Genomic DNA, 13,671 nt, shown 5'->3' on the forward strand with positions numbered 1-13,671 from the left:
GAGGAGACCCGATGCTGCGCTCTGCTCTGCTGGCTGCGGCGCGTTCCACGAACGTGCGGCGGATCGTGGAATCCAACCCGCTGACCGGCCCGGTGGTGGACCGGTACGTGGCCGGGACGACCGCGCTGGACGCGGTCGCGGCCACCCGCGCGCTCGCGGCGCGCGGCATGCGCACCACGCTGGACCACCTCGGCGAGGACACCCTCGACGCCGGGCGGGCCGCGGACACCGTGAACGCCTACCGGGCGGTGCTCGGTTCGCTCGGCGACGCGGGCCTGGCCGACCGGGCCGAGGTGTCGGTGAAGCTCTCCGCCGTCGGGCAGTCGCTGCCGGTGGACGGGGAGAAGATCGCGCTGGACAACGCGCGGCTGATCTGCGAGGCCGCCGCGGCGGCGGGCACCACGGTCACCCTCGACATGGAGGACCACACCACCACGGACTCCACGCTGGGCATCCTGCGGGACCTGCGGGTGGACTTCCCGTGGGTGGGCGCGGTGCTGCAGGCGTACCTGCGGCGCACCGAGCAGGACTGCCGGGACCTGGCCACCGCCGGTTCCCGGGTGCGGCTGTGCAAGGGCGCCTACGCCGAACCCGCCTCGGTCGCGTTCGCCGAACGGTCCGAAGTGGACAGGTCGTACGTGCGGTGCCTGCGGGTGCTGCTGGAAGGCGCGGGCTACCCGATGGTGGCCACGCACGACCCGCGGATGATCGAGATCGCGCTCGACCTGGCGGCGCGCGCCGGGCGGTCCGCGGAGGGCTTCGAGTTCCAGATGCTCTACGGGATCCGGCCCGACGAGCAGGAGCGGCTGGCCGCCGAAGGCCACCGGCTGCGGGTGTACGTGGCCTACGGCGACCAGTGGTACGGCTACTTCATGCGACGGCTGGCGGAGCGTCCGGCGAACCTGGCGTTCTTCGCCCGGTCGTTGCTCGGCCGCGGCTGATCCATGCTGTTCCACTCCTCTTGTGCAGCGCTGGGGTGGCGGAACCTCAGCGGCCCCCTCGCTGCGGGATCGTTTTCACAGGTGGCTCCGCCACATGAGAAAACGCTGTCCTCGCGAGGGGCCCGCTGAGAACCCGCGGGTGGTCCTGCTGCGTGCGTGGTCGGCGGCTCAGCGGCTTCGCCGCTGACGAGCAACGGACACGACCCGCGGCGCAAGTTGAAGACGAGCAGTGTGGTTCCGCCACCCGAGTGCTACGCAAACCGAGTTGAAGGCCCGGCACCGGGTGGCGGAACCCGTTTTCAGACCCAGAACTCCTGGTGTGCGAAGTGGTGTCCGGGCACCGGGATCGGGGTTCCGGTTCCCGTCCGCCGCCAGTCGACGGGGATTCCGCGGACGTGCAGCCAGGCCAGCACCCGTTCCAGCGCTTCGGGCCCGCCGTGCTCCGGCAGTGCGATGACGTCGGCGTTCCCGGCGAGCTCTCCGCCGGTGCCGAGCACGACCGCCGAGCAGGTGCCGGACCGGGTCCGCTCCCGGACGGCCCCGGCGCAGTCACCGGTCGTGGTGACCGCGTCCGGTCCGAGCCCGGCGGCCGCGGCGACGTCCGCCGCCACCGACCCCGCCTCGACGGCGGCGACCACGTGGTTCGGACGGACGCCCCAGTCGGCGAGTTCCGCGGCCAGCTCCACCTGGGCCTTGCCGGGCAGAGCGACCGGCAGCACCAGCACGACGTCCCGCGCGGTGCGGTCGCCCACCGGCACGTCGGCGGAGTCCGCGCCCGCGGCGAGCGCCCGCAACGCGCGCACCCCGTCCGGGGTGCTGCGGGGCAGGATCGCCGCCCGCCACGGGAATCCGCGTCGCGGCGTGATCGAGACGGCGACGTCGGCGGTCAGCGGATCGCCCGCGTCCTCGATCGCCCCGGCCAGCGCGCCCGCCTGCGCGCGCAGGCCCCGCTCGGTGCGCGCGTGCAGCAGCCACGGCGTGGTGCCCGCGGGTGCCGTCGACGCGGGCACGTCCTGCTCCTCGGCCTGCTCGACGATGACGTGGGCGAGGGTGCCGCTGATGCCGAACGCGGAGACCGCGGCGCGGCGCGGCCTGCCGACCTCCGGCCACGGCCGCGATTCGCGCAGCAGCGCCACTCCCCCGCCGTCCCACGCCACGTCGGTGGAGGCCCGCTCCACGTGCAGCGTCTTCGGCAGCACGCCCTCCCGGATCGCCCAGATCATCTTGATCAGGCTCGCCGCCCCGGCGGCGGCCTGGGTGTGGCCGAGGTTGGACTTCACCGAACCGAGCCACAGCGGGTGCTCCGCCGCGCGGCCCCGGCCGTAGACGGCCTGCAGGGCGTGCGCTTCGATCGTGTCGCCCAGCGGAGTCCCGGTGCCGTGCGCGTCGATCGCGTCCACGTCGGCGGGGGTGAGCCCGCCGCGGCCCAGCGCCTCCTCGATGACGCGCTGCTGGGCGCGCCCGTTCGGCGCGGTGAGCCCGTTCGACGCCCCGTCCTGGCTGACCGCGCTGCCCCGCAGCACCGCGAGCACCCGGCGGCCGTTGCGGCGCGCGTCGGACAGCCGCTCCAGGACCAGCACCCCGACGCCCTCGCCCCAGCCGATGCCGTCGGCGTCGGCGGAGAACGCCTTGCAGGTCCCGTCGGCGGCGACGCCGTGCTTGCTGAACTCCAGGAACATCGACGGCGAGGCCATCGACGTCACCCCGGCGGCCAGCGCCAGCGAGCACTCCCCGCCGCGCAGCGCGTTGCTCGCCAGGTGCACCGCCACCAGCGACGAGGAGCACGCCGTGTCCACGGTGACCGCGGGCCCTTCCAGGCCGAACGCGTAGGCCACCCGCCCGGAGGTGACGCTCCTGGTCACGCTGGTCAGGTAGTTCTCGTCGTGGTTCAGGCCCGCCGCGTCGATGCGCGCGGTGTAGTCGTTGTACATCACCCCGACGTAGGCGCCGGTCGAGCTGCGCCGCAGCGAGGTCGGGTCGACTCCGGCGTGCTCGAACGCGTGCCAGGACGCCTCCAGCACGAGCCGCTGCTGCGGGTCCATCATGCGGGCCTCGTCGGGCTCGATGCCGAAGAACTCCGGGTCGAAGCCCTTGATGTCGATGAACCCGCCGCGTTCGGTGTTCGACTTGCCGGGGCGCCCGGGCACCGGGTCGTACAGGTCCGCCGGCCAGCCGCGGTCGGTGGGGAAGTCGCCCACGGCGCACCGCTCCCCGGCCACCAGGTCCCACAGCTGCTCCGGGGTGCCCACGTCACCGGGGTAGCGGCAGGCGACGCCGATCACGGCGATCGGCTCCTCGGCGGGTCGCGCCCGTTCGGCGCGCAGCCGTTCGTTCTCCAGCAACGCGGCCCGGAGGGCTTCGACGAGCTGCTCGGTCATCAGCGATCACCTTGTTTCAGCGCCATGGCGACGAGTTGGTCGGCGGTCATCTCCGCGATGGCCGACACCGGTTCCGGTTCCGCCGGTGCGGGCGCGGGGGCCGGTTCCGGGGCGAGCCGGTCGAGCACGTGCTCGGCCACGGAGGTGATGTCGGGGTGGTCGAACAGCAGCGTCGGCGGCAGCGACGTGCCGGTGGCGGTGGCCAGCTCGTTGCGCAGCTCCACCGCGGACAGCGAGTCGAAGCCCATGTCGAAGAACGCGGTGCCCACGTCCACCTGGGAGCCCGAATCGTGCCCGAGGATGCGCGCGACGTGCGTGCGGACCACGTCCACGACCGCGGCCAGCCGGGCCTGCCCGGGCAGCCCGCGCACCCGCTCCGCGAACGACGCGGCCGATCCGTCCGCGGCACCGGCGGGGGCGATGCCGCGCATCAGCGCGGGGAGCCCACCGCTGCCCGCGAGCCTGCGCAACTGCGCCCGCTCCACCGGCACCGGCAGCAGCACCGGCAGGTCCGCGGAGATCCCGGCGCTGAACGCGGTCACCGCCTCGGCGGTGGTGATCGGCCGGAACCCGGAGCGGTGCAACCGGGCGATGTCGGCGTCGCCGACCTGCCCCCGCATCCCGTCCTCGGTGGCCCACATGCCCCACGCGAGCGCGGTGCCCGCGAGCCCGCCCGCGCGGCGCTGCGCGGTCACCGCCTCCAGGAAGGCGTTGGCGGCGGCGTAGTTGCCCTGCCCGGCGGAGCCGACGGCGGCGGCCGCGGAGGAGAAGGTCGCGAACATCCGCAGGTCGGCACCCGCGGTCAGCTCGTGCAGGTGCACCAGCGCGTCCACCTTGGGCGCGACGACCCGGTCGATCTGCTCGGCGGTCATCCCTCCGACGGTGGCGTCGGCCAGCACCCCGGCGAGGTGCACGACGCCGATCAGCGGCTGCGCCGGGTCGATCGAGCCGAGCAGGTCCGCGACCTGCTCGCGCCGGGTCACGTCGCAGGACGCGAGGTCGACCCGCTGGGCGCCGAGCTCCAGCAGCCGGGCCCGCAGCTCCTCGGCCCCGGCGGCGCGCGGACCGCGGCGGCTGGCCAGCACCAGGTGCGTCGCCCCGCAGGCCGCCACCAGGTGCGCGGCGATCTCCGCGGCGAGTCCGCCGGTGCCGCCGGTGAGCAGCACGGTGCCGCCGTCCAGCCGGACGTCGCCGCCACCCCCGGCGGTGCGGGCGAGGCGGGCGGCGTGGAAGCGGCCGTCGCGGACAGCCAGCTGCGGTTCGCCGTCGGGCAGTTCCGCGAGCACGTCCGCGAGCCCGTCGTGCTCCTCGACGTCGACCAGCACGAACCGGTCGGGGTGCTCCGACTGGGCGCTGCGGACCAGCCCGGCCGCGGCGGCGTGCGCGGCGTCGCCGACGGTTCCGCCGCCGACGTCCGCCGCTCCCCGGGTCACCACCACCAGGCGGGAGGCCGCGGCGCCGGGCGTGGCCAGCCAGGCCCGCACCAGTTCCAGCGCGGAGCCGATCGCGGCGCGGGTCGCCGCGGCGAGCCCGTCGTCGCCGATCCGGGCCGCGCCGAACTCCGGCAGCGCGACGGCCACCAGTTCCGGCAGCACGCCGTCCGCGCCGAGCGCGGCGAACGCGGCCGCCGGATCTCCGTCGACCTCGACCACGGCGGGCCGGCCGGACGCGGGCCAGGAAGCGGGTTCGACGGCCACCCACTCCTGGGCGAACAGCACGTCGCGCAGGTTCACCCCGGGGTCGGTCTGCAACGAGCGGAAGGTCAGCGCGTCCACCGCCAGCACCAGCCGCCCGGAGAGGTCCTCGACCACGAGCGTCGCGGTGTCCGGCCGCACCTTGGTCAGGCGCACCCGCACTTCGCCGGCGGGCGGGCCGTCCGCTGCGGTGACGCCGCTCCACGCGAACGGGACCCGCACGTCGTCGCCGTCGTCGAGCACGCCCATCGCGTGCAGGCAGGCGTCCAGCAGCGCCGGGTGCAGCACCAGTTCGCCCGCGTCCCGGGCCACGTCGGCGGGCAGCGCCACCTCGGCGGTGACCTCGTCGCCGGTGCGCCAGGCGGCGCGCACGCCGCGGAAGGCGGGCCCGTACTCGTACTCGCGCTCGGTGAAGCCCTCGTACATGGCCGCGACGTCCACGGCTTCCGCGCCGGGTGGCGGCCACTGCACGGACGGGACCTCGACCGGTTCGGCGTCGGGGCCGAGCTCACCGGAGGCGTGCAGCGTCCACTCCGATCCGCCCGCCGCCGCGGAGTGGATCTTCAACGGCCGCCGCCGACCCGCGCCGGGCGCCCCCACCGAGACCTGGATGCGGCGGTACCCGTCGTCGGGCAGCAGCAGCGGGCTGTGGTGGGTCAGCTCGACCAGGCGCGGGCAGCCGAGCTCGCGACCGGCGCGCAGCGCCAGCTCCACGTGCCCGGTGCCGGGGAAGATCGTGTCGCCGCGCAGCACGTGATCGGCCAGCCACGCCTCGGCGGCCACCGACACGCGGCCGTTCACGACCGCCCCGGACCCGTCGGCGAGGTCGATCGGCTCGTCCAGGAAGGGGTGCCCGGTGCTCGGCTCGCCCGCGTCCAGCTCCAGCCAGTACCGCTGCCGCTGGAACGCGTAGGTCGGCAGTTCGTCGAGGAATTCGCCGGTCGGGAACACCGCCGTCCAGTCCACCGGCGCGCCGTCCACGTGCCGCTGGGCGAGGTCTTCGAGCGGCCCGGACGCGGTGGTGGCGGGCGCGTCGCGGCCCTGCCCGGACCACACGCCGTTCCCGGTGCACCCGCGCGCCAGCAGCTCCAGGCCCTCCCGCAGCTGCTCGACCGAAGAGCCGACGACGACGCCGCGCCAGCGGAACGCGGTGCGCCGGGCGAGGGTGTGCGCCACGTCCGCGACCCGGTGCGCGTCCAGCTCGGGGTGCTCCAGCAGGTGCCGCGCCTGGTCCTGCAGGGCGGCGGCGGTCTGCCCGGACAGCACCCAGGCGACGGGACGACCGGCGGGGGCCGGGCGGGGCCGCTGCGGTGCGGGCGGCTCCTGCAGGATCGCGTGCCCGAGGGTGCCGCCGATGCCGAACCCGGAGATCGCGGCGCGGCGCGGACCGTCGGTCGCGGGCCAGGACCGCTGCTCGGCGAGCAGCGACAGCCCGCTGCTGGGCCAGTCGATCAGCGGCGTCGGTTCGTCCGCGTGCAGCGTCTTCGGCAGCACCCCGTGGCGGAACGACTCCACCAGCTTGATCACCCCCGCGACGCCGGCGGCGGTCTGCGGGTGCCCGATGTTCGACTTGATGGAGCCGACGAACAGCGGCCGGTCCGGCGCCCGGTCGCGGCCGTAGGTCTCGACCAGCGCCTGCGCCTCGATCGGGTCGCCGAGCTTGGTGCCGGTGCCGTGCGCCTCGACGACGTCGACGTCCCGGCCGGAGATCCCCGCGGTGCGCAGCGCGGTGCGGATGGTGCGCTGCTGCGCGAGCCCGTTGGGGGCGGTGAGCCCGTTGGAGGCGCCGTCGGCGCCGACCGCGGTGCCCAGCACCACCGCGTGGACCTTGTGCCCGTTGCGCTGCGCGTCGGAGAGCCGTTCCAGCAGCAGCACGCCCGCGCCCTCGCCCCAACCGGTGCCGTCCGCGTCCGCGGAGAACGACTTGCACCGGCCGTCGGGGGACAGCGCGCGCAGCCGGGAGAACTCGACGAACGGCTGCGGCGTCGGCATCACCGTGGCGCCCCCGGCGAGGGCGTACCCGCACTGCCCGCCGCGCAGCGCCTCCACCCCGAGGTGCAGCGACACCAGCGAGGACGAGCACGCGGTGTCGATGCCGATCGACGGGCCCTCGAAGCCGAAGAAGTACGACAGCCGCCCGGTCGCGATGCTGCTGGCCGTGCCGCTCTGCAGGTAGCCCTCGTGGTCGCGGACCGCGCGCGGCCGGTCCACCCAGCGCGGCGTGTAGTCCTGGTAGGTGATGCCGACGAAGACGCCGGTGTCGCTGCCGCGCAACGAGATCGGGTCGATGCCGGCGCGTTCGAAGGCCTCCCACGAGGTCTCCAGCAGCAGCCGCTGCTGCGCGTCGGTGACCAGCGCCTCCCGCGGCGCGATGCCGAAGAAGTCGGAGTCGAACATCGCCGGGTCGCGCAGGAACCCGCCGCGGGTGCAGTAGGTCTTGCCGGGCCGGTCCGGGTCCGGCGAGTGCAGGCCGGTCGGCCAGCCACGGTCGGTGGGGAACTCGGAGACCACGTCGCGGCCTTCGGCGACCAGGTCCCACAGCTCGCCGGGGGTGGTGACCCCGCCGGGGAAGCGGCAGCCCATGCCGACGATCGCGATCGGTTCCGGCCCGTCGTCGGCGGGCCGCGGCTCGACGACCTCGGTGCGGGCGACCGGTTCGGCCCGCTGCCGGACGGCCGGGTCGAGCCGGCCCAGCTGCTCGGCCAGCGCGCGCGGCGTCGGGTGGTCGTAGGCCGCGGCGGCGGGCAGCTCCAGCCCGGTGGCGGCGACCAGCCGGTTCCGCAGCTCCAGCAGCCCGACGGAACCGAGCCCGGTCTCGGCGAACGTCAGTCCCGGTTCCACCTGGTCCCGCTCGCTGGTGCCCAGGCACGCGGCGGTCTGCTCCAGCACCAGCTCCAGCAGCCGGGCGCGCCGCTGCTCGCCGGTGAGGCCGTCGATGGCGGGAACGCTCGGCGCGGGCGGGAACTCGGTGACACCGGTGCTCCGGCCCGAGGAGGTGAGCCAGAAGTGCTTGCGCTGGAAGGCGTACGTCGGCAGCTGCGGCAGCGCGGTGCCGCCGCCGGGGCCCGCGACGGCGTCCCAGTCGACCGGCTGCCCGGCCACGTGCAGCTGCGCCACGCCGTGCAGCAGCGCGGTGGTCTCGTCCCGGCCCTGGCGCAGGGTCGCGGCCACGACCGCGGCCGGGTCCAGCTCGGCCAGGCACGCGCGGGCCTGCACGGTGAGCGCCGCGCCCGGCCCGACCTCGACGAAGGTGCGGGCACCGAACTCGCGCGCGGTGCGCACCCCGTCGGCGAACCGCACCGCACCGAGCACGTGCTCCAGCCAGTAGTCCGGTGCGGACATGCGTTCGTCGGCGAGCTCCCCGGTGACGTTGGAGACCACCGGCAGGTTCGGCCGCCGGAACGTCGCGGTGCGCAGGACGGCGCCGAACTCGTCGAGCATGCCCGCCATCAGCGGCGTGTGGAACGGGTGGCTGACCCGCAGCGGCCAGACCTGGCGCCCCTGCGCGGAAAAACGCCCGGCCACGGACTCGACGAGCTCGCGGCGGCCGGACACGACGGTGCTGCGCGGCGCGTTCACGGCGGCCACGGCGATCCCGTCCGGGTGCTCGGCGAGCACCGCGCGGACCTCGTCCTCGGTGGCCTCCAGCGCGGTCATCGTCCCGTCGACGTCCACGGCCTCCATCAGCCGGGCGCGGGCGGCGACGACGCGGACCGCGTCCGGCAGGTCGAGGATCCCGGCGACGTGCGCGGCGACGAGTTCGCCCAGCGAGTGCCCGAGCACCACGTCCGGGCGCAGGCCCCAGGACTCCAGCAGCCGGAACAGCGCCACCTCGATCGCGAACAGCGCGGGCTGCGCCCAGCCGGTGCGGGTGAGGGCGCGTTCGTCGTCGGCGATGACGGCGCGCAGATCACCACCGGTCTCGGCGTCGAACAGCGCGCACACCTCGTCGAAGGCGGCCGCGAACACCGGGTGCTCGGCGTGCAGCAGCCGTCCCATCCCGACGCGCTGGCTGCCCTGCCCGGAGAACAGCACCGCGGTGCGGCCGTCCAGGGCGCGACCGGACCACGCGCCGGGCGCGGGCCGCTGCTCGGCGAGCGCGGTGAGCCCGGTGACGAGCTCCGCCGCCGAGCCGCCGACGGCGACCGCGCGCCACGGGAACGACGAGCGCCGGGCCATCGCCCGGGACCACTGCCGCAGCGCCGGGCGGTCCGCGGCGGCGAGGTGCGCGGCGAACCGGCGCGCCTGCTCGGCCAGCGCGGGCGCGGTCTTCGCCGACAGCGGCAGCGCCACCACCCCGTCGTCGTCCGGTTCGGGCCCGGCCTCGACCGGCGGCGCCTCCTCGATGATCACGTGCGCGTTGGTGCCGCTGATGCCGAACGCGGACAGCCCGGCCCGGCGCGGGCTGGTGCCCCGCGGCCACGGGGTGCGCTCGGTGAGCAGCGCGATCCGGTCCGCGTCCCAGTCCACGTGCGGCGAGGGCGCGTCGACGTGCAACGTGCGGGGCAACACCTCGTGTTGCAACGCCAGCACCATCTTGATCAGCCCGGTGACGCCGGCCGCGGTCTGGGTGTGCCCGACGTTCGACTTCACCGAACCGAGCCGCAGCGGGCGTTCCGGGGCGCGGTCGGCGCCGTAGGTCGCCAGCAGCGCCCGCGCCTCCACCGGATCGCCGAGCCGCGTTCCCGTGCCGTGCGCCTCCACCGCGTCCACTTCGGACGCGGACAGGCCCGCCCCGGCCAGCGCGGAGCGGATCACCTCCTGCTGGGCCAGCCCGTTCGGCGCGGTCAGCCCGTTCGAGGTGCCGTCCGAGTTCACCGCGCTGCCGCGCACCAGCGCGAGCACCGGGTGCCCGTTGCGCCGCGCGTCCGAGAGCCGCTCCAGCAGCAGCACCCCGGCGCCCTCGCCCCAGCCGGTGCCGTCCGCGTCCGCCGCGAACGCCTTGCACCGGCCGTCCGGGGCGAGCCCGCGCTGCCGCGCGAAGGTCACCAGCATCCCCGGCGTGGCGAGCACCGCCGCACCACCGGCCATCGCCATCGAGCACTCGCCCCGCCGCAGCGACTGCACCGCCAGGTGCAGCGCGACCAGCGACGCCGAGCACGCCGTGTCCACGGTCAGCGCCGGGCCGTGGAAGCCGAACTGGTAGGCCACCCGCCCGGAGAGCACGCTCGGCGTGGTGCCGGTGAGCACGAACCCGTCCAGCGCACCCGCCGACTCGTCCAGCGCCGGCCCGTACGGCTGCGCGGTCGCGCCGAGGTAGACGCCGGTCCGGCTGCCCCGCAAGGATTCCGGGACGATCCCGGCCCGTTCCACGGCCTCCCAGCAGACCTCCAGCAGCAGCCGCTGCTGCGGGTCCATGGCCTGCGCCTCGTACTCGGAGATGCCGAAGAACTCGGCGTCGAACAGGGCCGCGTCGTGCAGGAACCCGCCCGCCGACGCGTAGGTCCGGCCGCCGCGGTCCGGGTCCGGGTCGTAGAGGTCCTCGGTCCAGCCGCGATCGGTCGGGAAGGACGACACCACGTCCCGCTCCGCCAGCAGCGCCTCCCAGAACTGCTCGGGCGAGGCGATGCCGCCGGGCAGCCGGCAGCCCATCCCGACGATGGCGATCGGCTCGTCGTCGGCGTCGGTGCGGTCCGCGGTGCGCGCGCCGGTCACCGCCGGGACGCCGTCGCGCAGCCCCGCCAGGTGGTCCACCAGGGCGGCGGGGGTGCTGTGGTCGAACAGCGCCGCCACCGGCAGGTCGAGACCCGCGTCGCGGTTGAGCAGCGCGCAGAACTCGACGGCGGCCGCCGAGTCGAAGCCCTGCTCGAAGAAGCTGGTGGTCGCGTCGACCTCCTCCGGGGTGGCCTTGCCGAGCACTCCGGCGGCGTGCGCGCGGACCAGCTCGGCGAGGTCGGCGGCCCCGGCCGGGCCCGGTTCGGCCTCGGCGTGCCCCTCCGGAAGCGGGCCGCCGTCCAGCCAGAACCGCGCGCACCGCAGCGCGTGCCCGGACGGTGCGGGCGGCTCGGCGAGCGGGGCGAGGTCGACGCCGCGCACGTGCAGCTGCGCCGCGGCAGCGGCCAGCGAGTCGGCGACGGGCCGCCGCTTGCGCAGCAGCGGCACCGCCGCCACGTCGTCGTGCGCGGGCACGCAGTCGGCGAGCATCGAGCTCAGCACCGCGTCCGGCCCGATCTCCACGAAGGTGCGCACGCCCTGCCCGTGCAGCCAGCCGATGCCGTCGGCGAACCGCACCGGCTCGCGCAGGCTGCGCACCCAGTAGCCGGGGGTGGCGACCGCGTCGTCGGCGGCACCGGCGACGGCGGAGACCACGGGCACGCGCGGGGCGGTGAAGGTCAGGTCGCGGACGTCGTCGGCCAGCTCGGCCAGGATCGGGTCGACCCGGTTCGAGTGCACCGCGACGTCCACGTCGAGCCACTTGACGCCGCGGCCCAGCTCCTCGAACCGCGCGGCCACCTCCAGCACCGGGTCGGCGGCTCCGGAGATCACCGTGGCGCGGGGGCCGTTCACGACGGCGATGGAAACCTCGTCGGCGAGCTCGCCCAGCTCGGCGGCGACCTCCTCCGCCCCCGCCTGCAGCGACACCATCGCGCCGCCGCCCTGCAGGGTGCGCATCAGCCGGGCCCGGGCCACCAGCAGCCGGGCGGCGTCGTCCAGGTCGAGCACGCCCGCGACGTGCGCCGCGGCCGGCTCCCCCGCCGAGTGGCCGAGCACGTACGCCGGTTCGAGGCCGCGCTCGCGCAGCACCGCGCACAGGCCGACCTGCACGGTGAACAGCGCGATCTGCGCCCAGTCGATCCGGCGGAGCAGCTCCGCCTCGTCCGAGCCGCCTTCGAGGACGGCGCGCAGCGACCGGCCCAGCGCGGGCGCCACCACCGCGTCCACCTGGTCCACGACCGCCGCGAACTCGGGGTGCGCGGCGATGAGCGGGGCGGCCATGCCCGCCCACTCCACGCCGATCCCGGTGAACAGGAAGGCGACCGGCGAGGGACGCACGACGCCGGTGCTCAGACCGGGGAACGGCCGGCCCTCGCCGAGCGCCGCCAGCCCGCGCACGGCCTCCGCGCGCGTGGCGGCGACCAGCGCGGCGCGGGCGGGACCCGCCGGGGCGGACGCGAGGGCCGCGGCGACGTCGTGCGGCTCCAGCTCCGGGTCCCGCAGGCACGCGCCGATGCGCGCGGCCCGGTCGCGGACGGAGTCCAGGTCGGCACCGGTGAACAGCAGCGGAGTCGCGAATGTCTGGTCCAACGTCGGTCGTTCCCCTGTCGAATAGGAGGAGGGATGTCTCTGGGTGCACCGGCCGGGCGCGTTCGCGCCGCACGACCGGGATGGCGAATCCCGGTCGTGGCAGCACGAGACCACGCGCTCTCAGCCCGCGGTGTTCGACGACCGCTGGCGCGATTTCAGGAGTCGAGCACAGGATCGGGCGGTGACGTGCCGCGCCGAACCGCGCGACGACACGATGCGGGAACGGCGATCGGACCGGTCGGAGAGCTCAACCCGCACGTCTCCCCCTCCGGCCGAAGATCGCTGGTCGGGGCCCGGTCGAACGGTTTCCGACATCGCGGCGGGCGGAACTCCGACGATACGAGTACATTCTGATCGAGAAGCGGAAAACCATTCGAGGAATCGATCGCCGACGACTCCCGGTCCGCGATCCGGGACGAATTCGGGTTTCGGCCCCGTCCCGATGCGGGCACCGCAGCCGAAATGGCGGATGATTGCGCGGAGAACGATGCGCCCCACCGCCCGGACCACTTCCGCCGGGGCGCGCCCGGCAGCGGCACCGCACGCCCGCGGGCGTGCGGCACCCGGCCCCGGACCGCTCCGGCGCCCCGACGGCACCCGAGCGCCCGCCGCGCCGCGGCCTTCATCAGCGGCCCGGCGCGGCCGGACCGGGAGCCCGGCGGACCGACGGGGCCGACCTCGCCCGGAGAAAGCCCCGACAGCTTTCCCACCAGCGTGAACGATCCACGACGACGAACTCCGGCAATCCCGTCCGACGAACGCCACCGCGCGCTCGTCCCGCCCACGCGGCGTCCGCACGAGCCGCACCACCCACCGGCCGCGCCCGGAACACCGCCGTGCGGGCTCGGCGAGCCCCTCTCACACATGTCACAACCCTCCGCCGCCGAGAACGGCTGGCACACCGCGAGCGGACGCACCCGAATCGACCCGCAGCAGCGCGGATGCACGCGTCCGCAGGTCCGACCAGGCGCCGCCCGTTCAGGCGCTGGACGAACTGCGAACACCAACTAATCATTCGATCGGCCTACCCCATTTGTCAAGCACGAAATTATCGTCCGAGTTGTTGCGCACCGGCCGTCACGACCCCACCGAAGCAACCTCCATCCGGGTAATCGCCCACCATTTCACATGTGATGATCAGCACCTCATCCGGAGATGTGAGCGAGCCCAGCGGAGAGGTGGCCCGTGCACCATTCGGACCAAAGCGATCAGAACTCGTAGTAACGCAGAAACTGATTCTCTGAGCCGTTCCCGAACCGGGGCTGATCCGAACGGAGCAATGGCATTGATCTCGGAGCAGTGGAATGCAGGAATCGCAACTGTGAGCACACGCCGAGACCACCAGAACTGCGCCCCGCGCCCGGCCCCGGAAAGCACGGGAGGGATGGGGCCGAGGTCCGGCCCCATCCCTCC

The 13,671-nt window shown here is 75.1% G+C and carries 3 protein-coding genes; 1 reads left to right on the forward strand and 2 read right to left on the reverse strand.

All coding sequences use genetic code 11. The annotated features are described in order from the left end of the window. Window positions 1–11: 11 nt before the first annotated feature. Window positions 12–941 (forward strand): proline dehydrogenase family protein, encoded by a 930-nt coding sequence (locus tag LCD35_RS11380; protein WP_224956221.1) that lies wholly within the window; start codon window positions 12–14, stop codon window positions 939–941. 299 nt (window positions 942–1,240) lie between these two features. Here the strand turns inward: LCD35_RS11380 and LCD35_RS11385 are convergent, their stop codons facing one another. Both LCD35_RS11385 and LCD35_RS11390 read right to left on the reverse strand, forming a co-directional pair. Next, window positions 1,241–3,319 carry a type I polyketide synthase gene (locus tag LCD35_RS11385; protein ID WP_374108068.1) on the reverse strand — a complete coding sequence of 693 codons (2,079 nt, stop codon included), beginning with the start codon at window positions 3,317–3,319 and terminating at the stop codon, window positions 1,241–1,243. Further along, entirely contained in the window at window positions 3,319–12,258 is an 8,940-nt protein-coding gene (locus tag LCD35_RS11390) for a type I polyketide synthase (protein WP_225044150.1), read from the reverse strand. Before LCD35_RS11390 ends, LCD35_RS11385 begins: the two co-directional genes overlap by 1 nt. Between the last annotated feature and the right edge of the window lie 1,413 nt (window positions 12,259–13,671).

This window comes from Saccharopolyspora sp. 6V, assembly GCF_020176785.1.
GTDB classification, from domain to species: Bacteria; Actinomycetota; Actinomycetes; order Mycobacteriales; family Pseudonocardiaceae; genus Saccharopolyspora_C; species Saccharopolyspora_C gregorii.

Excerpts from the sequence above, each read along its gene's own strand:
- LCD35_RS11380 (WP_224956221.1), top strand. The coding sequence starts at position 12 with ATGCTGCGCTCTGCTCTGCTGGCTGCGGCGCGTTCCACGAACGTGCGG.
- LCD35_RS11385 (WP_374108068.1), bottom strand. The coding sequence starts at position 3,319 with ATGACCGAGCAGCTCGTCGAAGCCCTCCGGGCCGCGTTGCTGGAGAAC.